Annotated in this window: 22 protein-coding genes; 9 read left to right on the top strand and 13 right to left on the bottom strand. The window is 69.2% G+C overall.

All coding sequences use genetic code 11. The features are described 5' to 3' along the window. Positions 1-659 (bottom strand): aromatic ring-hydroxylating dioxygenase subunit alpha (locus AB0959_RS51515; RefSeq protein WP_366833949.1); only part of this gene is annotated, 659 nt, incomplete at its 3' end. 582 nt (positions 660-1,241) lie between these two features. Between AB0959_RS51515 and purU the strand changes: the two genes are divergently transcribed. After that, on the top strand, positions 1,242-2,114 hold the full coding sequence (purU, locus tag AB0959_RS51510) for a formyltetrahydrofolate deformylase (RefSeq protein WP_366833948.1): 873 nt from the start codon (positions 1,242-1,244) through the stop codon (positions 2,112-2,114). A 100-nt stretch (positions 2,115-2,214) separates the two neighbouring features. Then, on the top strand, positions 2,215-3,012 hold the full coding sequence (locus AB0959_RS51505; protein ID WP_366833947.1) for an IclR family transcriptional regulator: 798 nt from the start codon (positions 2,215-2,217) through the stop codon (positions 3,010-3,012). 83 nt (positions 3,013-3,095) lie between these two features. Here the strand turns inward: AB0959_RS51505 and folP are convergent, their stop codons facing one another. The 8 genes from folP to AB0959_RS51465 form a co-directional block, all read right to left on the bottom strand. Next, positions 3,096-3,929: a dihydropteroate synthase gene (folP, locus tag AB0959_RS51500; protein WP_366833946.1), complete on the bottom strand. Its 834-nt coding sequence runs from the start codon at positions 3,927-3,929 to the stop codon at positions 3,096-3,098. Between the two features lie 232 nt (positions 3,930-4,161). Further along, positions 4,162-4,524 carry a bifunctional 3-phenylpropionate/cinnamic acid dioxygenase ferredoxin subunit gene (locus AB0959_RS51495; RefSeq protein ID WP_366833945.1) on the bottom strand — a complete coding sequence of 121 codons (363 nt, stop codon included), beginning with the start codon at positions 4,522-4,524 and terminating at the stop codon, positions 4,162-4,164. 686 nt (positions 4,525-5,210) lie between these two features. Beyond that, on the bottom strand, positions 5,211-7,064 hold the full coding sequence (locus AB0959_RS51490) for an RICIN domain-containing protein (protein WP_366833944.1): 1,854 nt from the start codon (positions 7,062-7,064) through the stop codon (positions 5,211-5,213). A gap of 70 nt (positions 7,065-7,134) precedes the next feature. Further along, positions 7,135-8,886, bottom strand: a complete 1,752-nt coding sequence (locus AB0959_RS51485; protein ID WP_366833943.1) for a trehalase family glycosidase — start codon at positions 8,884-8,886, stop codon at positions 7,135-7,137. A gap of 81 nt (positions 8,887-8,967) precedes the next feature. Further along, positions 8,968-9,792, bottom strand: a complete 825-nt coding sequence (locus tag AB0959_RS51480) for a carbohydrate ABC transporter permease (protein WP_366833942.1) — start codon at positions 9,790-9,792, stop codon at positions 8,968-8,970. Continuing rightward, positions 9,789-10,772 carry a sugar ABC transporter permease gene (locus tag AB0959_RS51475; protein ID WP_366833941.1) on the bottom strand — a complete coding sequence of 328 codons (984 nt, stop codon included), beginning with the start codon at positions 10,770-10,772 and terminating at the stop codon, positions 9,789-9,791. The genes AB0959_RS51480 and AB0959_RS51475 overlap by 4 nt, the downstream gene beginning before the upstream one ends. 10 nt (positions 10,773-10,782) lie before the next feature. Next, positions 10,783-12,033, bottom strand: coding sequence for an extracellular solute-binding protein (locus AB0959_RS51470; protein ID WP_366833940.1), 1,251 nt, complete (start codon positions 12,031-12,033; stop codon positions 10,783-10,785). Positions 12,034-12,171: 138 nt separating this feature from the next. Continuing rightward, positions 12,172-13,218 carry a LacI family DNA-binding transcriptional regulator gene (locus AB0959_RS51465; protein ID WP_366833938.1) on the bottom strand — a complete coding sequence of 349 codons (1,047 nt, stop codon included), beginning with the start codon at positions 13,216-13,218 and terminating at the stop codon, positions 12,172-12,174. 420 nt (positions 13,219-13,638) lie between these two features. Here AB0959_RS51465 and AB0959_RS51460 point away from each other — a divergent pair, with 420 nt between their 5' ends. The 3 genes from AB0959_RS51460 (at position 13,639) to AB0959_RS51450 (ending at position 18,494) form a co-directional block, all read left to right on the top strand. Further along, positions 13,639-17,298, top strand: a complete 3,660-nt coding sequence (locus tag AB0959_RS51460) for a LamG-like jellyroll fold domain-containing protein (protein ID WP_366833937.1) — start codon at positions 13,639-13,641, stop codon at positions 17,296-17,298. A gap of 298 nt (positions 17,299-17,596) precedes the next feature. Continuing rightward, complete coding sequence (locus tag AB0959_RS51455; protein WP_366833936.1) at positions 17,597-17,734, top strand: hypothetical protein; 138 nt, start codon at positions 17,597-17,599, stop codon at positions 17,732-17,734. Positions 17,735-17,780: 46 nt separating this feature from the next. Next, on the top strand, positions 17,781-18,494 hold the full coding sequence (locus AB0959_RS51450) for a DNA alkylation repair protein (protein ID WP_366833935.1): 714 nt from the start codon (positions 17,781-17,783) through the stop codon (positions 18,492-18,494). A gap of 60 nt (positions 18,495-18,554) precedes the next feature. Here AB0959_RS51450 and AB0959_RS51445 read toward each other — a convergent pair whose 3' ends face one another. After that, positions 18,555-19,145: a nucleoside deaminase gene (locus AB0959_RS51445; protein ID WP_366833934.1), complete on the bottom strand. Its 591-nt coding sequence runs from the start codon at positions 19,143-19,145 to the stop codon at positions 18,555-18,557. Positions 19,146-19,395: 250 nt separating this feature from the next. Further along, the gene (locus AB0959_RS51440) at positions 19,396-19,950 is read right to left on the bottom strand and encodes a hypothetical protein (protein ID WP_366833933.1); all 555 of its coding nucleotides are present in this window, start codon (positions 19,948-19,950) and stop codon (positions 19,396-19,398) included. Positions 19,951-20,259: 309 nt separating this feature from the next. Here AB0959_RS51440 and AB0959_RS51435 point away from each other — a divergent pair, with 309 nt between their 5' ends. Next, positions 20,260-21,546 (top strand): alginate lyase family protein, encoded by a 1,287-nt coding sequence (locus tag AB0959_RS51435; protein ID WP_366833932.1) that lies wholly within the window; start codon positions 20,260-20,262, stop codon positions 21,544-21,546. Between the two features lie 297 nt (positions 21,547-21,843). Continuing rightward, positions 21,844-22,257: a DUF2809 domain-containing protein gene (locus AB0959_RS51430; protein ID WP_366833950.1), complete on the top strand. Its 414-nt coding sequence runs from the start codon at positions 21,844-21,846 to the stop codon at positions 22,255-22,257. Here AB0959_RS51430 and AB0959_RS51425 read toward each other — a convergent pair. After that, the gene (locus AB0959_RS51425; RefSeq protein WP_366833931.1) at positions 22,178-22,603 is read right to left on the bottom strand and encodes a DUF3291 domain-containing protein; all 426 of its coding nucleotides are present in this window, start codon (positions 22,601-22,603) and stop codon (positions 22,178-22,180) included. The genes AB0959_RS51430 and AB0959_RS51425 overlap by 80 nt on opposite strands. 108 nt (positions 22,604-22,711) lie before the next feature. Between AB0959_RS51425 and AB0959_RS51420 the strand changes: the two genes are divergently transcribed. Continuing rightward, a complete protein-coding gene (locus tag AB0959_RS51420; RefSeq protein ID WP_366833930.1) occupies positions 22,712-23,383 on the top strand; it encodes a MerR family transcriptional regulator in 672 nt (223 codons plus the stop codon). 41 nt (positions 23,384-23,424) lie between these two features. Here the strand turns inward: AB0959_RS51420 and AB0959_RS51415 are convergent, their stop codons facing one another. Beyond that, positions 23,425-24,147, bottom strand: a complete 723-nt coding sequence (locus AB0959_RS51415; RefSeq protein ID WP_366833929.1) for a transporter substrate-binding domain-containing protein — start codon at positions 24,145-24,147, stop codon at positions 23,425-23,427. A 173-nt stretch (positions 24,148-24,320) separates the two neighbouring features. Here AB0959_RS51415 and AB0959_RS51410 point away from each other — a divergent pair, with 173 nt between their 5' ends. Then, a complete protein-coding gene (locus tag AB0959_RS51410; RefSeq protein WP_366833928.1) occupies positions 24,321-24,806 on the top strand; it encodes a hypothetical protein in 486 nt (161 codons plus the stop codon). Positions 24,807-25,063: the final 257 nt, after the last annotated feature.

Below are 25,063 nucleotides of genomic sequence, written 5' to 3'. Positions count from 1 at the left end.
GGGAGCACCTCGGTGAGTTCGGGGTGGATCGTGGCGCAGTGGTAGCACTCCATGAAGTTCTCGATGATGAGCTTCCAGTTCGCCTTGACGTCGTAGGCGATACGGCGACCCACCGTGAGGTCGTCGATGCCGTAGCGTTCGATCGACTCGACGTCGCCGAGCCGGTCGACGACCGCGCCCTGCACGTCCGCCTCGAACGAGGGCGGGTTGTCGGCCAGGCACACCCACACATACCCGAGCCACTCCCGCACATGGACGTTGACCAGGCCGTACTCCGTGCGGTCGATGTCCGGCATCGACGTGAGGTTGGGCGCGGCGACGAGCTTGCCGTCCAGGCCGTAGGTCCAGGCGTGGTACGGGCACTGGAAGGCCCGCTTGACCTCGCCGGACTCCTCGGTGCACAGCTTGGCCCCGCGGTGCCGGCAGATGTTGAGGAACGCCCTGACCGAGCTGTCCCGGGAGCGGGAGACCAGCACGCTCTCCCGTCCGACCTGGTAGGTGCGGAAGGCGCCGGGCTTGTCCAGATCGGCGGCTCGGGCCACACAGAACCACATGGCCTCGAAGACCCGCTCCTGCTCCTGGGCGAAGACCTCGGGGGCGGTGTAGTACTCGCCGGGCAGCGTGGGGATCAGGCTGGGCGGCAGGTTCGTGATGGTCATCGTGTCACCTTCGGGGGATTCGGATTCGCCGCTTCAGCGGGGTCGTGTCGTACAGGGCCACGCACTCACGGGTGGCGAGGGCTTCGGCACCGGCGATCGGCGACCGGTGGCGGGACGCCAGGCGCCCCGGCCCGGGATCCGGCCCACCTCGGACAGGGAGGCGTTGGCCTCGCGCCAGTGCGGCCACTCCCACCCACGCCGACTCCGGGCCGAGAACCGAGGCCACTGTTCCTTATTGTGCAACACGCTTCGCCATAGGCAACGACCGACCAAACTGTCCCCTTGCGAACACGCACTGTCAAGGGGTTGACCGACACCCAGCCCCCGTCGCACGGGGCACCGCCATCGCGCGCCCCCGCATCCACTCGACCCACGCGAAAGACGCCAGCCGGCCCACCAGGGCGACATCGGCGCCGATCAACGCGGTTGCACTCACTCCCCCGCGACGGCCCGGGCGCCGATGGGGCACAACCCGTTCGGACGCGTTCACGACTTTCCCTTGACCTGCCGGATGCCGACATTGGAGCATGTTGCGTATCGCCCATCATGTTGCGTCATACGCATCAGACGACGGAGGATGGCATGTCTCCTCGACCGCAGCCCGGCCGCGAGTTCGTCCTCACCCTTTCGTGCCCCGACCAGGCCGGTCTCGTCCACGCCGTGACCACCTTTCTCCTGAGCCACTCCGGCAACATCCTGGAGAGCCGGCAGTTCGACGACCGAAGGCAGGACCGCTTCTTCATGCGGGTGCACTTCGACGTCTCGGATCCCGGTGTCTCCCTGGAGGATCTGCGCAGCGGCTTCGGCCCGGTCGGCCAGGCGTACGGGATCAGCTGGCAACTGCACGACGCCTCGACCCCCACGCGCACCCTGATCATGGTGTCGAAGTTCGGCCACTGCCTGAACGACCTGCTCTTCCGCAAGTCCACCGGGGCGCTCAACATCGAGATCCCGGCGGTCGTCTCCAACCACCGCGACTTCGAGTCACTGGCGCGGAGCCACGGCGTCCCCTTCCACCACATCCCGGTGACCAAGGAGACCAAGGCGGAGGCCGAGGCGAGACTGCTGGAACTCGTACGGGAGCTGGACATCGACCTGGTGATCCTGGCCCGCTACATGCAGATCCTCTCCGACGACCTGTGCAAGCAGCTGGACGGGAGGGCCATCAACATCCACCACTCCTTCCTGCCGAGCTTCAAGGGAGCCCGGCCCTACGCCCAGGCGCACCGGCGCGGCGTCAAGCTCGTCGGGGCCACGGCCCACTACGTCACGCCCGACCTGGACGAAGGCCCGATCATCGAACAGGGCGTCGTCCGTGTGGACCACTCGCGCGACCCCGACGAGCTGGCCACCATGGGCCGTGACGTCGAGGCCCAGGTACTCGCCCGCGCCGTCGAGTGGCACAGCGACAGTCGTGTGCTGGTCCACGGGAACTCCACCGTCGTCTTCCGCTGACGGGACGGGCCGTGCGACGATGCGGCCAGCCAGATCCGGCCATCGCCACCACCTTCCACGGCTCTGCCGGATCCTTGACCCACATGCGTATAGTTGCGCCATGAGCAACTACACGGCAGAGGGCGCAACGGCGGGCCCCGCGGTGAACGGGGTGCAGTCCGTCGACCGTGCCGTCAGCGTCCTGGAGATCCTCGCCCGGCGCGGTGAGGCGGGCGTCAGCGAGGTCGCCGCAGAGATCGACGTCCACAAGTCGACCGCGTTCCGCCTGCTCGGGGCGCTGGAGGCGCGCGGCTTGGTCGAGCAGACCGCCGAGCGGGGCAAGTACCGGCTCGGCTTCGGGATCGTACGTCTGGCAGGCGCGGTCACGGGCGGTCTCGATATCACCCAGCAGGGCCGGCAGGTGTGCGAGCGGCTGAGCGAGGAGATCGGCGAGACGGTCAACATCGCCGTCCTTCAGGAGCACTACGCGGTCAACCTCTACCAGGTACGCGGCCCCGGCGCGGTCGGCACGCACAACTGGGTCGGGCAGCTCACCCCGGTGCACGCCACGTCGAGCGGCAAGATCCTGCTGGCCCATCTGCCGACGAAGGAGCGCGCCGAGGTGCTCGCGGCATCGGGGCTGCAGAAGCTGACGCCGCACACCCTGACAGCCAGGACGAAGCTGGAGAAGAACCTCACCGAGGCTCTGGACCGCGGTTACGCGGTGACCCTGGAGGAACTCGAGATCGGGCTGCACGCCATGGCGGCCCCGATCCGGTCCCGCGGCGCCGAGGTCATCGCCGCCCTGAGCGCCTCCGGCCCCGCGTACCGCTTCACCGAGGAACGCATCCACGAGCTCGCACCCGTGCTGATCAAGGGCGCGGATGAGATCAGCCACCGGATGGGCCATCTGGGCTGAGCGTCGCGCGGGCCGGGGAGCGGGCATCGCGGCGCGCAAGGCCGGCGATCACGCTCGCGAGGATCCGGTGGGCCGCCGGGCGCTCAACGCGGCAGGCCGCCCGACCGGGCCCACGTCGCCGCCTCGACACCCCAGCGGGCCGTCACGCGTACCGCGTCGGCCGTCGAGGCGACATCGTGCACGCGCAGGCACCAGGCGCCCTGCGCTGCGGCGAGAACGGACACGGCGGCGGTCGCGGCATCCCGCAACCGTGCCGGGCGCGGTTGCCCCGTCGCCCGGTCCGCCAGCAAATGACCCAGGAACGACTTGCGTGACGCGCCCACGAGGAGGGGGTGGCCCAGTGCGCGGACCTCCCCGAGACGGCCCAGCAGCTCCCAGTTGTGCTCGGGCGTCTTGGCGAAACCCAGTCCGGGGTCGACGATCAGGCAGCCGGGTGGGACCCCCGCCTCCAGCGCGACGTCGATCCTCAGACGCAGCTCGTCCAGCACATCGGTGACGACGTCGTCATAGACGGCGTTCGCCTGCATGCCGGCTGAGTGTCCGCGCCAGTGCATCAGCACGTACGGCCTGCCCGCCCGGGCCATCAACGGCAGCATCGCCGGGTCTGCCAGGCCGCCCGAGACATCGTTGATCAGCCGTGCGCCCGCGTCCAGCGCACGGGCGGCGACCTCGGCCCGCATGGTGTCGACGCTGACGATCGCGCCCGCCGCGGCGAGTTCCCGGACGACGGGCAGGACGCGTCGCAGCTCCTCCTCGACCGGCGGACGTGCCGCGCCGGGGCGAGTGGACTCACCACCCACGTCCACGATGTCCGCTCCCTGTTCGAGCAGCGCGAGCCCGTGGTCGACGGCCGGGCCCGCGGCGAACGACAGCCCGCCGTCGGAGAACGAGTCGGGGGTGACGTTCACGACGCCCATGACCAGCGTCCGGCCGGGCCTCGGCAGCCCGGGCGGGTGAACTTGGGGCGTGCCCGGGTGTGGAGGGGTGGTGATGTGAGCGGTGACGGTCACAGGGGTCCAGCTTTCGAAACGTACGGCGAAACTCATTGCACAGGGCCCCTGTGGAGCCGGCGACGAACAGCGCCACTCGTCCGGACCGGCGGATGGTGCCCGGGTCCTCAGGGAGCCGACACCACCACGACCGCTGTCCTTACGCGACGCCTCCGGCGAGCCTGGCCGCGATGCAGGGCGGCAGGTTGGGAGCGTCCGTGGACACCCGGACGTAGACCATGCCGTCCTCGACGACGACCTCATGGGTCCGGACCGGGAGCTTGGCCGGCGGGGCGTCGACCGCACCGGTCTTGAGGTTGAACTTGGAGGCGTGCAGGGGGCATTCCACCTCGCAGCCCTCCAGCCAGCCGTCGGCGAGCGAGGCGTCCTGGTGGGTGCAGGTGTCGTCAATGGCGAAGACCTCGCCGTCGTCGGTGTGGAACACCGAGACCGGCGGGTCGATGTCGAGCCGGAGGGCCTCTCCTCGCGGGAGATCCACGAGACGGCACGCGGGAATCATCATGACACCTCGGTGCGTATAACGAAACGGATTGCGGTAAGCGCAACATCAGTCTGAGGTCGCCCCCCACCCTTGTCAAGGCATTCAGGGGGCAATCTGAGACACTCCTGGCGTTGCATCATGCAGAACCAAATCCACATAGAACAACAAGGGGTCGGCTTGATCCGGCCCCGACCAGCGTCTTCGCGCGAACGCCCGGCAGGGTTGCGGCCGCAGGGGCGGTTCCACGACCCCGCCGGGCGCGGGCCCCGCCGGTCTCAGCGGGCGGAGGAGGATGTGGACGGCGCAACCCCCTTGGACGACGCGGACTCCCCGACCCCCGCGGACTCCCCGGCTCCGTGCCGTCGGTGGACGTGGCGGGGCCGATGCGGATCTCGAAGTCTCCGGCGCACTTCTCGTGGCCGGCGATAACGGCCGTTTCGACGGCTTCCTTGCCCATGCGCCCGCGGATGATGAGCGGGTCGTGGCGCAGATCGCGGGTCACAGCCGACGACGACATCTCCGTCGCAACATAAGGGGGAGATCCGCGAGGGAAGGCCGGCTGGGCGGCGCACCCGAGACATCGTTGCAGAGAGGGCTGTCAAGGGGTCGGTCGAGCCACATGCCCACCGCGACGAGGCCCGTGGCCGTCCGGTGGTGATACCGGTCGGCCACGGGCCTCAGGGGCGACTTGGGAGAGCCCGCGGCCGTCAGCCCTTGCCGAGGAGGCGCCAGATCTGGTTCTTCTTGGTGCTCAGCGTGCCAGCCGGGTCGCACGTCCACTGGTGGATCTTCGCGCCGGCCGTGGTCGAGATGTCACTGACGTCGACGCACTTGCCGCTGTGGACGGCGACCAGTTGGTAGTCCTTGCTGTTGCCCAGTGCGGTGACCGGGTTGAGCGTGAACTGCTGGTTGGTGCCGCCGTTGCAGGTGTACTGGATGACGGCGGCGCCGTCGGCGGTGGACGCCCCGGAGACGTCGAGGCACTTGCCGCTGAGCTCGTTGACCACGGAGTACGTGTTGGTCTTTCCGCTCACCGGCTTGAGGTCGAGCATCTGCTGGTAGCCGCCCTCGCAGTACCACTGCTGGTACTGGGTGTTGTTGGCGGTGCTCAGGTCGGTGTCGTCCAGGCACTGCCCACTGTTCTGGCTGACCGCGACCGTGGAGACGGTGGTGTTGGACGGCGGGAGCAGGGTGACGGTGTAGCCGTCCTTGGCGTTCGACCACGGGATACTCAGCGAGGCCGCGTTGTTGCTGACGGTGAGGGTGGTGTCGGAGATCGTCTCGGGGCCGGTCACCGCGGCGCCGTTGTTGTACGGGACGCGCTGGACGACCGCGCGGACCCGGCTGTTCTCCACCACCGACGTCGTGTTGAGCCCGGTGAGGTTGACGGTGACCGTGCCGGTGTTGCCGTTGCTGCCGAGCAGGATCCTGGCGTTCTTGGCGGTGTTGTCCTTGGTGGCGAGGCCGTCGGTGCCGGTGCCGGGGACGAAGTTGACGATGTTGCCGCTCTGCGAGCCGTAGTAGCGGTACATGAACCACTCCCCCAGCGGCAGGTACTGGCCGGCGCTGTTCTTGGTGAGCAGGTTGGCCTCGTTGTCGTGCAGACCGGTGCCCGAGGCCCAGTTGCCGCGCAGGCCATCCGCGCCGGCGCGCTCCAGGCGGCCGATGAACCAGGCTCCGCCGCCCGGGGACTGCATGGACAGGGTGGCGTACTCGTTGATCTGGTACGGGCGGGTGTTGACCAGCCCCGCCGCGGCGAGGGTGGAGTTGGCGCGGCCGACGTCGGTGGCGGGGTCGCCGGGCTCGTCGTGCCAGCTGTAGATGTCCGGAGCGACGTTGTTGGCCTTGACGTAGTTCAGGTACGTGGTCCACCAGGTGTTGGACGCGTTCGGCTGGCCGGCGATGCTGGGACCGACGATGAGCTGGTTCGGGAAGGCGGCCCGGACCCGGGCGTAGAAGCGTGACCACATCTGGAGGTACTGCGCCTGCGAGGGCTTCCAGAAGCCGGCGCCGTCGGGCTCGTTCCACAGGTCCCACTGGACCGTCATGTTGTTGGCGCGGACGTCGTTGATCAGCTGGGTGACGAAGTTGTCGAACTGCGTCCAGTCACCGTTGTCGCCCGGCCAGCCCTGGTTGGTGGTTCCGTCGGCGCCCCACAGGTCGTGCGGGAGCAGGACGAAGGTACCGCCGAGGGCGGCGGTGCGCTTGTACTGGGCCAGCGTGGAGTTCCATCGGGTCTGGTAGTCGGCGAGGCTGGTGGCGTAGCCGCCGCTGTTGAGCTGTGCGCCGCCGGCCCGCATGAAGTGCCACTTGATGTCCTTGAAGAAGTGGTCCTGCGGGAGCGAGCCGTTCGGCGTCATCCCGTAGATCATGCCGGAGGCGTGGTAGGTGGGGGCGCCGCCGGCCGTGGCGAAGTCGACGGTGACGCCGGTGTCCGCGGCCTGGGAGGGGGCGGCGGGCACAAGTGTCGTGGCCAGGGCGGTCAGGAGGACGGCGACGGACGAAGCTGCTCGGCGTCCGGTGCGGACCATGGGTCTGGGAGGTGTGATCGGCGACTGCATCGTGCGGCTCCTGGAGGGAGGGGAGGAACCGGGGCTCGAACTGTCCCGGGGCTGTGCGGGAGGCAGCCCTTCAGCGGCTGTCTCCGTGTGCGTGTGCTTCGGCCAGCAGGAGGTAGCTGCTGGCGGTCCAGGTGTAGGCGCGGTCGCGCAGGCCCGTTCCTGTGAGGGCGTCGAAGTTCTCCGCGAAGCCGTGGGTCTCGCACAGGGCGCGGAAGCGGGCGCTGATGTCGTCCGCCAGCCGGTGGTGACCGGCGCGGCGCAGGCCGTCCTCGACGAGGACGGTGGCGGGGGCCCAGATCGGGCCGCGCCAGTAGCCGTCGGCGAGGTAGTGCGGCGAGGTGGTCAGTTCGGTGGCCAGGCCGTACGGCGTCAGATGGGTCTTGATGTGGTCGGCCAGCGCGCTGCCGACCTCGGCGGGGAGGTGTTCGCCCAGCACGATGGGCATCAGGTCGAGGAGGCCTGCGCTGCTCCAGGTGTCCCCGGTGGCGACTCCCTGGGCGACGAACCTGTCGTCGCCGGTCCAGAGCTGGTCGATCAGGGCTGTCTGCATCTCCCCGGCTTCGCGCGTCCAGCGGCTCGCTTCCTCCGGCCTGTTCAACTGCACTGCCAGTTCGGCGAGTTCATGCATCTGGAGGACCAGGAAGGCGGCCAGGTCGGCGGTGACGACCACGCGCTCGGGGTCGAAGGTGGTGGCGTTGTCCCAGCCGCTGTCGTTGCCGTGCTGGTAATGGGCGAGTTGGGCGCCGGGGGCTCGCCGTGCGGTGAGCCAGAAGTCGGTCCAGCGCTCCAACCGGTCGTACACCTCCGCCAGTTGGGCCTCGCTCGGAGGCATCGGCAACCGTCGGCGCAGGTGGCCGAAGGTCCAGCCGTGGATGGGTGGCTTGACGAAGTTGTGCAGGACCTCGGAGTGGGTCACCGAGTCCGGCAGGGCGCCGCCGGCGTCCTGGTGGTCGAAGGGCAGGGCGAACTGGTCCAGGGCCAGCTCGGGGCATCCCGGGGCCAGGGCAAGGGCGTTGAAGCAGTGGTCCCAGCTCCAGACCTTGTCCATCCAGTGCTTGGACATCAGCACGGCGGGCCGGGTGACCAGGCCCGTCGGACGTACGGCCGCCGACCAGACGACGTAGGCGGCGAGTTCGGCCGCCGGGGTGGCGGACGAACGCCAGGGGGCCACGGCGTCGACGAAGTCCGTGAACGAGCTCCGTGCGGACTCCACGACGTCGTCGAAGGTCACCGAGGACGCGTACGGCGGGCGGGAGGTGTCGAGTTCCTCGATCGCCATCTCCCAGGCGCCGCCCGCCTCCGCCGTCACGGCGAGACCGCGGTCGGCACTGCCCAGGGCCTGGGCTCCGGACGTGTCGGCGAGGATGCCGGACAGCACGGTGACGCGGTACCGGCGTCCGGTCTCGTACGACGTGAACACGTGCGCGTCCGCCGCCGGGTCGTGGAAGAAGTACGTTCCGCTGAACGGGGTCAGGGACCGCGCGGCGGCGAGGACGGCGATGCCCAGACCGCTCCCCCGCAGGCGCACCGTGTCCGGCGACTCGTAGGCGAGGTCGACGCGCCCGCTCTCGCCGATCCAGCTGAGCAGGCCCGGTGTCGCCTCGACGCGGGTCTCGGCGCGGGTCTCTGCGCGGCCGCCCGCCGCCGGGTCCAGGGGGCTCAGGCGCAGGACACCGTGCATGCCGTTCTGGTGCGAGACGAGGTGGAGGTCCTCGGCGTACGTCTTCTCCGCCACCACGGGCGAGATGTCGAACCAGGATCCGTACGTGCTGAACGGGATGTCGTGGACGGAGAAAGCCGGGCCGGACGGGGCGGCGGTCATGTGGCGTGACTCGTTTCTGGAGCAGGGGCGACGGCCGGCTGACGCGCGGGCGGGTCAGCCGTCGAGGCGGAATGGGGGGACTCAGTCCTTGACGGCGCCGGCGGTCACACCGGCGGCGACGTAGCGCTGGGCTAGGACGAGGATGACCGCGGCCGGCAGCGAGGCCACGACGGCGGTGGCCATGATGGCGTTCCACTCCTGGTTGTTGTTGCCGATGTAGTGGTAGATGCCGAGGGTGATCGGCTCGTGGGCTCCGCCGTTGACGAGGGTGCTGGCGAAGACGAAATCGGACCAGGACCACAGGAAGGCGAACAGGGACACCGTGACGACGGCGTTGCGGCTCATCGGCAGCACCACGGACCAGAAGGTCCGCAGGGCCCTCGCTCCGTCCATCTGCGCGGCCTGGAGCAGCTCGCCGGGGATGCCGGACATGAACGCGGTGAAGATCAGCACCGCGAACGGCACGGCCAGTGTGGAGTCGGCGACGATCAGGCCGGGCACTGACTGGAGCAGGCCGAGCTGGAGGTAGATGGCGTAGAAGCCCATCGCCATGATGATGCCGGGGATCATCTGGGCGGCCAGCAGCACGAAGCTCAGGATGCCACCGCCCCGTGGGCGCAGCTTGGCCAGGGCGTAGCCGGCGGGCGCGGACAGGGCGACGGTCAGCACGACGGTGCCCAGACCGATGACGAGGCTCGTGCCGAGGTAGGGCAGTTGCTCGTCGAGGACGGTGCGGTAACCGGCCAGGGTGCCGTGGATCGGCAGCAGGTCCGGCGGGCTCTTGCGCATGTCCTGGTCGCGGGTGAGGGAGACGTTGAGCATCCAGTAGACCGGGAAGAGCATGATCCCGGTCAGCAGCACGCCGATCGTGGTCTTTCCCCATGTACGCCTGCGGCTTCGGCTCATGACAGCGCCTGCTTTCTCTGGACCCGGAGGTAGACCAGGCCGAAGAGGAGCGCGGCGACCACGAGCAGGTTTCCGACGGCCGCTCCGGGGCCGAAGGCGGGCAGGAGGTTGCCGAAGCCGAGCTGGTAGGACCAGGTGGCGAAGGTGGTGGACGAGTCCGCCGGGCCGCCCTTGGTCATGATCCAGATGATGTCGAAGACCTTGAGCGTGTAGATCAGCCCGAGCAGTAGCGTGATCGCGGACACCGGGCGCAGCAGCGGGAAGGTGACGCGCCTGAAGCGCTGCCAGGCGTTCGCCCCGTCGAGGGCGGCGGCCTCGTACAGGCTCGTCGGGATGGACTGCAGGCCGCTGTAGAGGACGACCAGGTTGAACGGGACGCCGATCCAGATGTTCGCGATGATTACCGAGGTCAGCGACCAGGACGGTGAGGTCAGCCAGTTCACCGGGCCGATGCCGACGGCGTGCAGGGCGGCGTTGACGATGCCGGAGTCGCTGTTGAGCATCCACGACCAGGTGGAGGCCGAGACGATCAGCGGCAGCAGCCAGGGCACCAGGAACAGGGCGCGCAGGGTGGCCGACAGCCGGAAGTGCTGGTTGAAGAAGACCGCGAGGGCCAGGCCGATGGAGTACTGGAAGACCAGGCTCACGGCGGTGAACAGCACGGTGTGGAGCAGGGCCGGGGCGAAGGCCGGGTCGTCGAAGACGGTCTGGTAGTTCTTCAGGCCGGTGAAGGGCGCGTCGCCCTGGACGAAGGAGCGGACGGTGTAGTGGCGCAGGCTCAGGTCGAGGTTGCGGTACAGCGGATAGGCGTAGAAGAGGGCGAGATAGACGGTCACCGGGGCGAGGAATCCCCAGGCGGCCCACTGGGTGGAGGTGGGCCGGCGGCGTTTCCGGCCGCGGGCCGGGGGCGGGGCGGCGGTGGCCGCCCCGTTCCGGGCGTGCACGGACCGGTGGTCCGGCGGGTGTGTCGTCTGCTTCATCGGCACCACGTCACTTGACCGCGTCCTGCGCCGAAGTCAGCGCGTCCTTGGGTGACTTGGATCCGCTGAGGGCGGACTGGACGGCCTTCCACATCTGCTCGGAGATCTTCGGGTACTTGGTGCCCAGGTCGTCGCTGGTGCGCCCCTTGGCCGCCTTGACCGCGTCGACCCACGGCTTCAGCTCGGCGTTCGCCGCCACCTGCTTGTCCTGGACCTCGCTGGTGGGGGCGACGTAGGACAGGGTGGTGTCGGTGTCGTAGAGGTTGTCGGTGCTGGTCAGGCAGGTCGCCAGCTTCTGGGAGGTGGCGTAGCGGCCGGTGTCGTCCTGGACCGGGATGGTGACGAACTCGCCGCCGGTCGGGGCGGCGGCGTTGCCTCCGTCGGCGCCGGGAATGGGCAGGACGCCATAGTCGAAGCCGGCCTTCTTGGCGTTGGCGAGCTGCCAGGTGCCGTTCTCACTGAAGGCGTAGTCGCCACTGGCGAACTCCTGCCAACTGGTGGTCTGCGTGTTGTTGAGCACCGAGTTCGGGGCGTAGCCCTGCTTCAGCCAGTCCTTCCACAGCGACAGGGCGGACACGGCCTGGGCGGAGTCGAGTTCGGTCAGCTTGGCGCCCGCGCCCCAGAACCACGGCAGGAACTGGAAGCTGCCCTCCTCGGTGCCGATCGCGGAGAAGGTGATGCCCTTCTTGCCGGCCTTCTTGACCTTGGCCAGCGCCGCCGTCAGTGACTTCCAGTCCTTGACCGAGGCGATGTCGACGCCGGCCTTCTTCAGCACCTCTTTGTTGTAGTAGAGGGCGAGGGTGTTGGCGCCGATCGGTGTGCCGTACGTCTTTCCGCCGGACTGGCCGGCCGCGAGCAGGTTGGGGTCGACCTTCGAGGTGTCCAGCTTGCTGTCGTCGGTCGTGGTGAGCACGCCCGCCTCGGCGAGGGTCGACACCACCGGGTTGTCGACGATGAGGACGTCCGGCGAATTGCCCTGCTGCGCCGCCAGCAGCGTCTTGTTGCCCAGGTCGCTGGTGTCGAAGCCGGTCCGCTTGACCTTCACTCCGGCCTTGGCGCCGCACTGGTCCAGCAGCTTCGTCCATGCCGAGCCCTTGTCGAACTGCGGGTACGGGTCCCAGATGGTGTACGTGCCGCTGCCGGCGTCCTTGGAGTCGGTGCTGCCCGAGTCCGAGGAACAGGCGGTGGCACTGACGGCCACGGCCAGGGCGGTCAGGGCCGCGGCGGTCAGACGGCGCTGTCTGCTGGAGGAGCTGTTCATTGAGGGTTCCTTTGTTTTTGACATGCGGGTGCCGAGGGCACGGGATCCGCTGAGTGCGGGCACACCGAACGGCACCGAGGAGCGATGCGAGCGATCGGCGGGTGAAGGAGGTGCGCGGGGGTTACCGGCGGGATGCGGTCAGGGGGTCGTACCGGCCCCGGCGTCCGGTGCTGATGGGACTCCTGCGGGCCCTGTGCTGGCCCGCAGAGAGATGGGCGGCGTGAGGAGATGGTGCCGGGGCTGCGCTTCGGGATGGTCGAGCCGCTCCACCAGTAGGTCGACGGCGCGCCGGCCCATCTCCTCGGCCGGTACGTCGGCCGCGGTGAGCTGCGGGGTCACCGTCTCAGCCCAGCGGCCGGCCACGACCCCCGTGACGGAGAAGTCGCGCGGCACATGGCGGCCCGCCTGGGCGAGCCCCCGGTAGAGGCCGCCCAGCGCGGCCTCGTTCAGCGTCACCAGGGCCGTGGTGCCCGGGTCGTCGCGCAGGATCCGCTCCAGGCATGTCTCGCCCGACGCGGCGTCGTCCCCGCAGCAGTACGTCCTCACCGTCAGCCCGCGCTCCGCCGCGGCCTTGGTGAAGCCTTCCAGGCCGCGGTGCGCGGACTCGTACCCGGCCCGCAGCAGCTGCTCGGGGCGGTTGACGAAGGCGACCCGGCGGTGGCCGAGGTCGGCCAGGTGATGGACGCACGCCGCCGCCAGCGCGGTGTGGTCCAGGCCGACCCACCAGCCGCCCTCCGGGTGCGATGTACGGCCGATGGCGACGGAGGGGAAGTCCAGGGCGGCAAGATGGTCGACCCGGTCGTCCTCGAGCCTGATCTCCATCAGGATCGCGCCGTCGACCCGGCGCTCGCCCAGCAGCCGCTGGAACGAGCGGTCGCTGTCCACCCCGCTCGGCGACAGCAGCACGTCGTAGTCGTAGGCCGCGGCGGCCTCCACCACGCTGCCGATGAAGTCCAGCTGCATCCCCGTGTAGTGGTTCCCGGCCGGCGGGAAGACCAGACCGATCGTGCTGGTCCGGCCGTTGGCCAGGGCGCGGGCACTGGCGCTGGGCCGGTAGCCCAGTTCGTCGACGACCTGCTGGATCTTGCGGCGTGTCTCCTCCGAGACGGGGCGCTTGCCGCTCAGCGCGTACGACACGGTGCTCCGCGAGACACCGGCCCGCCGGGCGATCTCACCGATGTTCACGGCGACTCCTTGCTCGAACCGGTTCTGGAACCTCGGAGGAGAGGGTGCCTGCCGGTCGTGAGGGTACGTGAGGTTAATGGTGCGGCGAGGGGCGACAGCCGACTGTCGAACCGGTTCGCGTGAAGTGAAGGTAGGAACGACCTCCTCGTCTGTCAACACCTCGGGCCGCATTTCTGCGATCCCGGTTACGGAACGATGGATCCTCACGTCGAGGGGATTGCTGGTCGGGTTGGCCGGTGCTAGCTTCGCCGAACCGGTTCGATGAAGTGATCCTTCCGACAACCGTGGGCCCGCGCCGAACCCTCCCCGAGCGGGTGGGCCCCATCCCCGCCGAGCCGGACGAGCTCCCCTGCCCCTGTTGCCGCACCTGATCGAACCGGTTCGACGCACGCCGACACTCAAGGATTGAGGACGCGATCCATGCCATCCGCTGACAGATCCGCCAGGCGCCGGGCCCCGGCCGCCGTGGCCGCGGCTCTCGGTGCGGGCCTGCTGACCGCCCCGGCCGTCCCGGCGCAGGCGGCCGAGACGCCCCAGCCCGTCGCCCGCTACACCTTCGACCAGGACGATCTCGCCTCCGGCAGGATCACCGACAGTTCCGGCAACGGCCTCACGGCGAGCCTGGTCAACGGCTCCACGGCCCAGTCCGTCGCCGGCACGGACGGAGGCAAGGCGCTGGCCCTGCCCGGCGGGGCGCCCACCTCCGACGGCGCGTACGTCCGGCTGCCGCGCGAAGTGCTGGGCGACGCGAGTGACTTGACGGTCTCCGCCCGTGTGAAGTGGAGCGGTGACGCGTCGTCCTGGCAGCGGATCTTCGACCTGGGCACCAACACCACCAAGTACCTGTTCACGACGCCGTCCAACGGCAGTGTGCTGCGCACCGCCGTGACCACCGGCGGCGGGGGCGCGGAGGCACAGGTCTCCGGTTACGCGCCACTTCCCACCGACGGCTGGCGGACCGTCACCGTCACTCTCGACACCTCGGCCCGCCGGGTCACCACCTACCTCGACGGCGTGGCGGTCTCCTCCGCCGAGACGACCGTCAAGGCCAAGGACCTGCTCGACGGTTCGGCCACGGCCGCCGGCTACATCGGCCGGTCCTTCTACCAGGACCCGCTGCTCAAGGGCGCGATCGACGACTTCACTGTCTGGCACTCGGCGCTCAGCCCCGAGCAGGTGGCCGGCACGGTCGGGAGCGTGCCGGCCCTCCAGCAGCTCTCGCAGACGTCCTTCGACGCCCGTACGACGACCGGGACGGCCCCGTCCCTCCCCGCGGCGGTCCGCTCCTCCTTCTCCGACGGCTACGACCGCGACACGCCGGTCACCTGGGACGCCGTACCGTCCGAGAAGTACGCCCGGCCGGGCACGTTCACCGTGGCCGGAACGGCGGCCGGGCACGCGGTCGAGGCGACCGTCACCGTGGTCCGCGAAGGACAGCTCACCGTCGACCTCGGCTCGGACACCGGCGCGTTCCACGGCGGCGCCTCCGGCACCCTCTACGGTGTGTACGGGCCGGACGTCCCCACCAACAACCTCATCGAGGGCATGGGCCTGCGCACGGTCTCCACGAAGGCGCAGGACGGCCCGCAGCACCCCGGGGCCGACGCGCTGGAGGTCGTCAAGCCGCTGGCCGACTCCACCGACGGCGACGTCTACATCTACATGACCGACATCCACCGCGGGTTCCCCTACGAGTGGCCGGGCTCCTCCCCCGAGGAGAAGCTCAAGCTCTACAAGGAGAAGATCGCGAAGCAGGTCGACCAGGTCCTGCGGCTGCCGAAGCAGTACCAGGACAACATCGTCTTCGTGCCGTTCAACGAGCCCGAGGGCAACATGTTCGGCACCGGCGAGTGGAGTTACAACAAGGTCAGCTGGCTGAGCGACCCCGCCGACTTCTTCGCCGCCTGGGACGACGCCTACAAGCTCATCAAGGGCAGGATGCCGGACGCACGCATCGCCGGTCCCAACACCAGTGTCCTGTACGACCAGGTGCAGGGCTTCCTGACCCACGCCCTGGCCGCCGGCACCCTCCCCGACGTGATCACCTGGCACGAGCTGAGCCACCCGGAGGCGGTGCGCGCGAGCGTGGCCAAGTACCGGGCGTGGGAGAAGGAGCTGTTCAAGGGCACCGACAAGGAGGGCACCCAGCTCCCGATCAACATCAACGAGTACGCCTTCAACTACCACACGTCGGTTCCCGGCCAGATGATCCAGTGGGTGTCCGCGATCGAGGAGTCCAAGGTGGACGCCGACATCGCGTACTGGAACATCGACGGCAACCTCTCCGACTCCGCGGTGCAGTCGAACCGCGGCAACGGCCAGTGGTGGCTGCTCAATTCGTACGCGTCGATGAGCGGCCACACGGTGAAGGTGACCCCGCCGTTCCCCGGCGAGAACTACACCATGCAGGGCGTGGCCACGCTCGACACGAAGAAGAAGCAGGCCCGGCTGGTCTTCGGCGGTTCCGACGGCAAGGGGCACATCACCTTCGCGGACGTCCCCAAGAAGGTCTTCGGGGACCGCGTCCACGCCTGGGTGCGCGAGATCGAGTGGAGCGGGCAGGTCGGTGACAACTCCGGCCCGAAGCTGCTCACGGAGACGAACCTGAAGGTCGGTGACGACGGGACGGCCGTCGTGGACTTCGGCGACGGCGCCCTGCCCAAGCTGAAGGAGTCCTCGGCGTACGAGATCGTCCTCAGCCCGGCAGGGAAGGCGAAGGGCACGCAGTCAGCGCCCGTGCGCTGGCAGGCGTCGTACGAGGCGGAGGACGCCGCGCACACCGGGTCCGGCTACTCCAAGAACGGCCCGGAGGGATCGCCGCGCGACGTGTCCAAGTTCTACACCTCCGGCGGCTACGACGTGGGCGGCCTGCGCACCGGCTCCGACGTCACGCTCGACTTCACCGTGGACGTGCCCGAGGACGGCACGTACGACCTGGGCGTCTTCGCCAACTCCCTCAACACCTTCGACAAGGTGAAGGAGCAGGGGCCCACCAACGTGTTCCTCCGCGTGGACGGCAAGGGGGACAGCGAGCAGGAGTTGCACCTGCCACTCGGCTACAAGTGGGTGGTGTGGGACCACACCGACACCAAGGTCCGACTCACCAAGGGCAGGCACACCCTGACGCTCGCCGCGAAGAGCCTCGACGGCGAGCGCGCCACCAAGGGCGACGCCATCGTCGACCGCCTCACCCTGTCCCTGCCGGACGACTCGGCCGGCACCGAGGTCTACGAGGGCGAACTGGCCTGGCTGGGCGGCGGGGCGCGGCCCGTCTACGCCCTGCCGGAGCACACCGCGACCCCCGCCACCGGCTCGGGCGCGGTCCGGCTCGCGACGAACCAGACGGCCACGTTCTGGGTCTACTCCCCCGCCGACCGCGAGGCCACGCTGGGCGTCGACACCCTCGGCGGCTCGGGCGCCCGGCTGTCCGTCAACGGGCACGACGTCCTGCGTCTGTCCAAGGGCAAGGACGAGGTGGCCGTCTCCCTCTCGGGTGGCGTCAACAAGGTGACGGTGACCGGCGGTTCGTCCGCCACCCTGGTCGACCGGCTGACGGTGACGCCCACCGTCGGCACGCTCAAGACGCGTACGTACGAGGCACAGGACGCGAAGCTCGCGGGCTCGGCCACGCTGACCCCGCTGTCCCTGGCCACCGACGGCACGGCGATCACGGGGATCGGCGGCGACCCGGGCAACGACAACACGGCGACGTTCACGGTCGCGGCCGACAAGGCCGGCCTGTACGCGCTGCGCATCCGCTACTCCAACCCCGAGCAGTCCGAGGCCACTCACTACAACCCTGACCCGCTCGCCCGCCACGCCGACATCACCGTGGGCGGCGGCGACACGCAGCGCGTCGGCTTCCCGCACACCTTCCATGAGAACAACTTCTGGGAGCTGACCGTCCACGTCCGTCTCAAGAAGGGACAGAACACGATCGCCTTCCGCTCCGAGGAACTGCCGAACTTCGACGGCACCACCTACGCCTCGGACACCTTCCCGGGAGTGCTGCTCCGTTCCCGCTACGCACCGCTGATCGACCGGATCAGCGTGGCACCGTACGCACGAGAAGTGCGATGAGTTGATCGCCTGCGCGCAGGCACGCGCCCGGGTCCGTCGTGGTCGGCGGCCCGGGCGTTCCGCCGTTGCGCGGCCACCCGTCCGCCGGAGTGACGCCGTCGGACATGGTCGCCGGGATCCGAGTGCCGTGCGGCCCAGTCCCTGGGGTCAGCCGAAGCCGTCGGCGCCGACCTACTGACCGGTCAACGAGGCGGGCCGTTGATCCACTCGGTGATCCACGCCAACCGGCCCGACGCGCACCGCATCATGCGACATCGAACTGAGCAACCACGGCTTCGCCGACAACGGCCTGGAACGCATGGAACAACTGCGCAAGGCACCCGACACCCCCGACAACCCCTTCGTCGTCGGCACCTCCGGAGCACAGCGCTTCATGAAGATCGTGCAGACCATGCTCCGCGGCCGCATCGCCCAGGACCACGAGACCACTGCCTGAGGCCGAGGCTGCGGGGTGACATCGCGGTGCGCTAGCGTCCCTCGTCATGTCGACCGGTGCCCTGGAGGAACTACGCGACGAGCTGCGGGATCTTGCGGAGCCGTCTATTCGCGCACAGCACATGAAGGTGCTCAGACCGCCAGACCACGACGAGCTGCTCGGTGTACGTGTCCCGGTCATGCGCAAGCTGGCCCAGAAGTACGGGGACGTGTCACTGGACGCTGTGGACGTCCTGCTGCACAGCCGGGTGCACGAGGAGCGGTTCGTCGGTCTGCTGGTTCTGGCCGAGAAGATGCGCACGGCGAGTGGTGCCGAACGGAAGACGCTGGTCGATTTCTATCTGGCCCGCACCGACTGCGTGGACAACTGGGATCTGGTGGATGGCTCGGCCCACCTGGTGCTGGGCCCGTGGCTCCTGGACGGCCCTGCGGATGTTCTTGGCGTCCTGGACGAGCTGGCCGGGTCGGCGTGGTTGTGGGACCGCAGGATCGCCGTACTGGCCACGCTGGCGCTGATCCGCGCGAACCGTTTCGAACCGACGTTCCGGCTTGTTCTCGCCCTGCGCCGGGATCCGGAGCCGCTGATCCACAAGGCACTGGGCTGGATGCTGAGGGAGATCGGCCGCCGGGACGAGCAGCTGATGGTGGAGTTCCTTGACCGTCATCTCGCGGAGCTGCCGAGGATCACGGTACGTTACGCCACCGAGCGCCTGGCCTCCGGCGAACGGGCCCGGTTCGTGAAAGCGCGCCACCGAACCTGAGGGGGCGTCAATGTCCCGGCGGCGCGGGTGGCTTCGCCGTGCCGCCCACCTGTTTGCCGGTCAGGACGCGGTGGCCGAGGACGTGTTGGTCGAGGCAGTGTCCTGGAGGCTCTGCCGCAGCCGTTGGGCTTCCCGGAAGAGGCGGTTCGTGTGGTCCGCCAGTACGCCGCCCAGGAGCAGCTCCGGGGTGTAGAAGGACCGCGCCGAGGCGGCCACCTCCCGTGCGGACAGGGCGATTTGGTTGATGTCGGTGCGGCGGATCTCGTCGATCGAGCATGCCCAGACGACGCGCCGCAGATTCGCCCACGCCATCGCGCTCATGCACATCGAGCAGGGCTCACCCGTCGTGTAGAGGGTGGTGTCGGCCCAGCCCTGGTTGCCGTTCCTCTGTACGTAGTCGTTCATGGCGACCACCTCGCCGTGCAGCACCGGGCTGTCCGCCCCGGTATTGACCCCACTGCCCAGAACCGCACCGGTGCGGGTGTCGACGATCACCGCGCCGAACGGCCACTCGGGGTTCTTCCGGGCCTGCGCGACGGCCAGCCTCATGAATCGCTCGTGACTGGTGGCGGTGCCGGCGCCGCTCTGCAGGTCCGCCCCGCTGTTCGCACCGGCGCCGAGGCCCGGGAGGGCATGGCTGTCTGTGAGCATTCGCTGAGGGAGGGCGAACGGCGCCGCGATTCCCGTCACCGCGGCCGCCCATGTACCAAGGAACCGACGCCTGCCCGAGTCCATCCGCTTCTCCTCACCCGACACCGACGATCTCGTAGCGTGTGCAAAGCATTACAGATCGTCTCCGTTCCGCGTCCGACTCATGCGCTCCGAGCGTGTTCGGACGCAGCCCGACCCCCGAACGGCGCCGGCCTCGTGGAAGCCGACGCCGTTCAGGGGCCGTGGCCCGCTACCACCTGTGCGCTACGTCCACCACCAGCCGGCCGGGAAGTACCAACACCCGGAACGGCAGCTTGGCCCGGACACCGAGTCCGATGTGGGTCCCTCCGTCGTAGTAACCGCCGAACTTCGCGTCCCGGAAGGTCTGGTAACCGCTGAAGTCCAGCCCCGGCAGCCGATCCGCGAGTTCGACCTGGTACCGCGAGTCGTCGACCGGCGCGGTGAACTCGATCTCGATGACCGCCCCGCCCTCGACGGGGATGCCGGTCTGGGACGGCGGGTGGGCGAAACCGGGGACGTACTGCACCCAGTACAGGGCAGGATCGGCCGTGGTCATGCCCGGAATGTCAATGACCATCCGGTCGTAGCATGCGTGACGTCCGGCTCTGACGTCCGCCAGGGAACCGGTCATCGCCATGGATCCCGGTGCCGACTTCGCCGTGCTCCCCCAGCCCGTCTCACAGGTGGTGCTCTGCGGCGCGGCAGCGGCAGCGGCAGCCGGTACGGCTGCTGCTCCTGCCAGTACCAGCGCCAGCGTCGCCAGCACCGTTGCCCAGCGTCTCATCGGTGAACAACTCCTCTCTGTTTGCCGCGTGTTGCGCATCTGCGTCATGTGAGACAAAGAGGGCGAAGAAATGGTTGGAGGTGGCGAGGGGTCACGTTTCAGACATTCCGCCCGACCGCCCGCCAGCCGCCAGTCTGCGGGTCCGCCGGGCCGCGCCACACCGTGCATCCGTGCGCCGATTGACCATCCACGTGATCAAGCAACGCATCCATGAACTTATGTCAGGTGCATTGCAACACCACCATGCCGCGTTTAGGCTCACGCGGTCTTTCTCATGAACTCCGTTCACATAGATGATTGGAGAGCTCGATGAGTGCAAGGAGACCCCGCTCAGCCGCCGTACTGGTCGCGATGGCCACCTTCATGGCGATCGTCCTCCCCACCGCCTCCGCCCACTCGGAGCCGAGGGCCCACCCGGCGCCGAGGGCCCCGCAGACCACAGTCCTCGACGGCACGCGGCTCCAGCAGACGAAACTCCGGCTCAACCGCGGCGATCACCAACTGCGGCGCGCGCTCAAGCAGTTGACGGCACGTGGCGACACGTGGCTCGACAAGGGCCCCTGGACAGTCATCGACAAGCCTCGGCCCGCGCCCAGCGGTGACGTCCACGACTACCTCAGCCAGGCGCCCTACTGGTGGCCCTCGCAGCCGAGGACCACCGAGAACCCCTGGGGCTGCCCGTACGTCCAGCGTGACGGCGAGCGCAATCCGGAGGTCGACACCGGAACCGACCGTCAGGACGTGGAGAAGGTCTTCGACTCCACGTACGACCTCTCGCTCGCCTGGTACTACACCGGCGAGCGGAAGTACGCGCGGAAGGCCGCATCGGTGTTGCGCACCTGGTTCCTCGACCCGGCCACCCGGATGAACCCCAACCTGAACCACGCCCAGTTCATCCCCTGCAAGTACGACGGCCGGGCGATCGGCATCATCGACTTCTCGCAGTCCTTCACCAGCGTCCTCGACGCCATCGCGATCCTCAACACGGGAGCCCCGGGCTGGACCCGTCAGGACCGCTCCGCGATGCACGCGTGGAACGTCGACTTCCGCGACTGGCTGGCGAACAGCGCCTTCGGCAAGGAGGAAGGAGCCGCCACGAACAACCACGGCACCTTCTACGACATGCAACTCGCCGCCCTCGCCCACGCGACGGGTGACAAGGCGCTGGCGCGCCGGGTCGTCCTCGACGCCCGGGCCAAGCGCATCGACACGCAGATCGCCGCGGACGGCAGCCAGCCGCAGGAGCTCTCCCGCACACGGAGCTGGCACTACTCGACGTTCTCCCTGGTCGCGTACACACGCTTGGCCGCCATCGGACGGCATGTGGGGGTGAACCTGTGGTCGTACCAGGGGCCCGACGGGCAGAGCCTGTTCAAGGCGGTCGACTACCTGCTGCCCGCCGCCTCCGGAGCCGCGCCCTGGCCGCATCCGGACCTGGAGTTCCGCCGGTACGCGGCCACCGACGTGGTGCACGCGGCGGCGGACGCCGGGAACCGCGAAGCGCGGGCGGTGGAGGCCCGGCTGGAGCAGCCACCCGGCGGTGACCTCTGGGAGCTGAGACCTGCGGCGGAGCAGTTGGACTCGATCGCGGGGTGAGCGATCGCGTCGGTGAGGGGTGAAGGGGTACCTCGGTCGCGCGGCGATGCTCTCCGGGTGTCACCGGGCGACCGACGTACCGTAAGCGGGCGCGAACGAGACGTCCGCCGTGCGCGCACTGCTCGCACCCGTGCCCGTTGAAGGGGCGCACGGCCTTGATCGCCCGCGAGCTGGCCGGGCGCAGCCCGCATGCCCATGGCGCCCCTCCGGCAGTATGACCTTGTGACCCTCAGAACCGAATCCCATGGCGGCGTCGCCGATCCGGTCCGAATCCGTCTGGCGGCGGCCGGGGCCGCGGTGGTGACCGTCGGCGCGGGGCTGGGGCTCAGGGCCGCGACAGCGGGGAACGTGGCCAAGTACGGCGGAGACGCTCTCTACACCCTCCTGCTTCTTGCACTCGTCGTTCTGTTGAGGCCGCGGGTCACGCCCCTGAGGGCCGCCGGAAGCGCGCTGGCCGTCAGCTGGGCTGTGGAGTTCCTCCAGCTCAGCCAGGTGCCGGCAGAGCTCTCCCAGCGCAGCACCCTCGCCCGCCTCGTACTCGGCTCCACATTCAATCCACCCGACCTCTTCTGGTACGCGGTCGGCGCGGCGGCGGGCTGGCTCGTTCACATCGCGGTGCGCTCGTTCCCCGTCACTGGCGCTCGCGATCGCCGCCCGCCGCGTCGGTCCGCGCCTGGTCCGTCAGACGCCGCCTGGCGTCGTCCCAGGTGATGGGGAGCCCGCTGGTGTCGACCTCCCAGAAGGTGAAGGTGGAGGTGCGCATGGTCGATCGCAGGGACGTCATGATGCCGCGGTGCGGTTCGGTCCTGGCGTAGGCGTACAGCGCGTCACGGTCCTCCCACGCGGACAGCGTGTAGAAGACGGCCTTGAACGGCTGGGCGATGAGGGAGGCCCCGTAGGCGCCGGGGGCGGTGCGCACCTGGCGCCAGGCGGCCAGGGAGCGCAGGAAGAAGCGGGGGACGTCCTTGGGCGACCGCACTTCGAAGCGGGACGCCATGACGAACGCCGTGCTGTGGGCCGGGGGCGTGTTCGGGGTGGTCCAGGGAAGTGTGGGCACCGTACTCTCGCCTTCAGGAGTGGTGAGTGGCACTATCCATAATAGACAGTGGCGCTTCCCGTTATCCAGGGGATAATACGAACAGGAACGAGGAGGAAGCCGATCCGGATGCGCATCTCCGAGCTGAGCCGCCGCAGTGGGGTCTCCATCCCCACGATCAAGTACTACCTGCGGGACGGACTGCTGCCCCCAGGCCGGGCCACGGCCGCCAACCAGGCCGACTATGACGACAGCCACCTGCGCAGGCTGCGCCTGATCCGCTCCCTGATCGGGGTGCGGGGCCTGTCGGTGAGCGCCACCAGGGACGTACTGGCAGCCGTGGACGTACAGCAGGACAACGTCCATCTGCTCCTCGGCCTCGTGCTCGGCGTCCTGCCCGCCGCCCGCTCCGACGAAGGGAGCGGCTCGGCAGCCCCCCACGGCACCAGCGACGCGGCGGACACCGACGCCGACGTGCCCGGGCTCCCAGAAGTGGCGGCGCTGACCGCCGAGATGGGCTGGGAAACCTCCGCCAACGCGCCCGCCGCTCAAGTCGTCGCCGAGACCCTGGAGACGCTGCGCGCCCTCGGGGTGGACTTCGACTGGCACTCCCTGCTGCCGTACGCCGAACTCGCCGACCGTACCGCGGCGCTGGACCTCGACCAGCTCACGGACGCGAGCGACCCGCTGCAACAGGCCGAGCGCGCCGTCCTGCTGACCGTACTGCTGGAACCCGCGCTGCTGGCACTGCGGCGACTCGCGCAGGAACACCACTCGGCACAGCGGTACGGCGGAGGGTGACGGCCGCGCCCACCACGACACCGTCGAGCGGAGGGCTGCGCCTACCCAGGTGGCGCGACCAAGTCCTCGGACTGACGCGACCGCCGTAGGGCGTCGGCGACGAACCCGCCGGCCTTCAGCTCCTCGACGACGTCCCGCAGGAACCGGACCGTCTCGGGGCGCCGGGCCCTGGTCGTGCCCAGCGCCTGCCGAATCTCCATGAACCGGTCCTCGATCAGTCGGACGTCGGAATGCGTCGCGACGAACTCGCTCATCGGCTGCCGGATACCGGCCGCGACCTCCAGCCCCTGGGCCCGGAACACGTCGACTCCCTCGTCTCCACGCACCACGCTCGCGTGCCGCAGGGTGCGGGAGAGAAAGAGGTCATAGGCGGACCCACGCTTCACGCCGATGCGCACTTCGACACGGTCGACGTCGGCGACCGTCGCGATGGCCGAGTCGCCGGGCACGGCGAACACTCCCTCGATCACGACATACGGTGCGGTGAAGGCGACTTCGGCCTCCCGGGCGGGCTCGACGGCCAGGAAGCAGATGTCGGCCTGCCCTGCCGCCATCGCCTCGTACGACTTGCGTGCCGCGTCGAAGCAGACCAGTTCCACCGGCACGCCCAGCCGCGCGCCGATCTCACGTGCGATGTCGACCGTCACGCCGCTCGGTGCCGTCGGCGTGCCCTGGGCCATGACCCGGTTCCCCAGGTTGATCGAGGCCCGCAGCACGCCCATTGGCGCCAGATCCCTGGTGACGGCAGCAGTCGAGATCCCCATGGAGCAGAGTGTAGGGCACCCCACGTCGGGGGCATCGCGGCGGCAAACGGCCGACGCCGTACAACCTCTGGGCCGCGCGACTTGTCTCCACCACCGAACGGAACAAGGAGCAAGAAACACAGAACACGGAACACTCCAGCCTTCCGGACCAACTCGTTCCAACGGGGGAACACATGAGCCTGGCCAGCACCCGCCGCGGCACCGCCGCAGCCCTCACCGTTCTCATGGCGGCAGCCCTCCAAGCCGCCGGCGCCGGAGCCTCGAATGCGAATGCGAATGCGAACGCGAACGCGAATGCGAACGCGAACGCGAACCCGGCCGCGCCGCAGACGCGGCAGATCGCCTCTTCCGTCCTCGGATCCGACTACAAGATCACCTTGACCGCGCAGCGCTCGGCCCAGGACGAGTACGCCGCCTCCGTGCTCCTGAAGGTCTACACACAGGCCGGAGGTGCCTGGAAGGAATCGGACCGCGTGAACGTGGGCGACGTGGACGGCTGGTTCTGGTACCCCCTCTCCGGCACGGGTGCCGTCTGCCAGTTCTCGACCGCCGGCACCGAGCCCGCCCCGCTCACGGTGAGCCTGCTGCTCACACCGTCTCTCGGCTGCTCCGAGCCCACACACTTCGTCGTGAAGCAGGGCAGGGTGTACGCCGACTGAACCCCGGCACGCCGTGACGGGGCGATCCGGTGCGGCTCGGCCACTACCGCTCCGAAACCTGAGCGGACTGCGGGAAAGGGAGAGGCCACGCCACTGTCGCGTGCCCTGCCATACATGCGATCAGCGAAGAGGGCTACTCGAGAAGACACACCGGCGGCGGGGGGGGGCCCCGGCGGAGGGGCCGCGACCGGCGGGCGACGACGTAGCTTCGGCAGGGGGGGAGCGTGGAAGGAAGAGAGGAGGACGGCGGGGAAGTA

It is taken from the genome of Streptomyces sp. NPDC046862 (genome assembly GCF_040704615.1).
In the GTDB taxonomy this organism is placed as follows: Bacteria; Actinomycetota; Actinomycetes; order Streptomycetales; family Streptomycetaceae; genus Streptomyces.
Note: the sequence above shows the minus strand (reverse complement) of the source record. Positions and strands in the feature narration are given on the sequence as shown.

What these genes read in the sequence shown, in the direction of transcription:
- AB0959_RS51470 (WP_366833940.1), bottom strand. Translation starts at nt 12,033, where the DNA reads ATGAACAGCTCCTCCAGCAGACAGCGCCGTCTGACCGCCGCGGCCCTG.
- AB0959_RS51420 (WP_366833930.1), top strand. Translation starts at nt 22,712, where the DNA reads ATGCGCATCTCCGAGCTGAGCCGCCGCAGTGGGGTCTCCATCCCCACG.
- AB0959_RS51415 (WP_366833929.1), bottom strand. Translation starts at nt 24,147, where the DNA reads ATGGGGATCTCGACTGCTGCCGTCACCAGGGATCTGGCGCCAATGGGC.
- AB0959_RS51410 (WP_366833928.1), top strand. Translation starts at nt 24,321, where the DNA reads ATGAGCCTGGCCAGCACCCGCCGCGGCACCGCCGCAGCCCTCACCGTT.
- AB0959_RS51475 (WP_366833941.1), bottom strand. Translation starts at nt 10,772, where the DNA reads ATGAAGCAGACGACACACCCGCCGGACCACCGGTCCGTGCACGCCCGG.
- AB0959_RS51495 (WP_366833945.1), bottom strand. Translation starts at nt 4,524, where the DNA reads ATGATGATTCCCGCGTGCCGTCTCGTGGATCTCCCGCGAGGAGAGGCC.
- AB0959_RS51435 (WP_366833932.1), top strand. Translation starts at nt 20,260, where the DNA reads ATGAGTGCAAGGAGACCCCGCTCAGCCGCCGTACTGGTCGCGATGGCC.
- AB0959_RS51505 (WP_366833947.1), top strand. Translation starts at nt 2,215, where the DNA reads ATGAGCAACTACACGGCAGAGGGCGCAACGGCGGGCCCCGCGGTGAAC.
- AB0959_RS51455 (WP_366833936.1), top strand. Translation starts at nt 17,597, where the DNA reads ATGGAACAACTGCGCAAGGCACCCGACACCCCCGACAACCCCTTCGTC.
- AB0959_RS51445 (WP_366833934.1), bottom strand. Translation starts at nt 19,145, where the DNA reads ATGCTCACAGACAGCCATGCCCTCCCGGGCCTCGGCGCCGGTGCGAAC.
- AB0959_RS51480 (WP_366833942.1), bottom strand. Translation starts at nt 9,792, where the DNA reads ATGAGCCGAAGCCGCAGGCGTACATGGGGAAAGACCACGATCGGCGTG.
- purU (WP_366833948.1), top strand. Translation starts at nt 1,242, where the DNA reads ATGTCTCCTCGACCGCAGCCCGGCCGCGAGTTCGTCCTCACCCTTTCG.
- AB0959_RS51460 (WP_366833937.1), top strand. Translation starts at nt 13,639, where the DNA reads ATGCCATCCGCTGACAGATCCGCCAGGCGCCGGGCCCCGGCCGCCGTG.
- AB0959_RS51440 (WP_366833933.1), bottom strand. Translation starts at nt 19,950, where the DNA reads ATGAGACGCTGGGCAACGGTGCTGGCGACGCTGGCGCTGGTACTGGCA.
- AB0959_RS51450 (WP_366833935.1), top strand. Translation starts at nt 17,781, where the DNA reads ATGTCGACCGGTGCCCTGGAGGAACTACGCGACGAGCTGCGGGATCTT.
- AB0959_RS51490 (WP_366833944.1), bottom strand. Translation starts at nt 7,064, where the DNA reads ATGCAGTCGCCGATCACACCTCCCAGACCCATGGTCCGCACCGGACGC.
- AB0959_RS51485 (WP_366833943.1), bottom strand. Translation starts at nt 8,886, where the DNA reads ATGACCGCCGCCCCGTCCGGCCCGGCTTTCTCCGTCCACGACATCCCG.
- folP (WP_366833946.1), bottom strand. Translation starts at nt 3,929, where the DNA reads ATGGGCGTCGTGAACGTCACCCCCGACTCGTTCTCCGACGGCGGGCTG.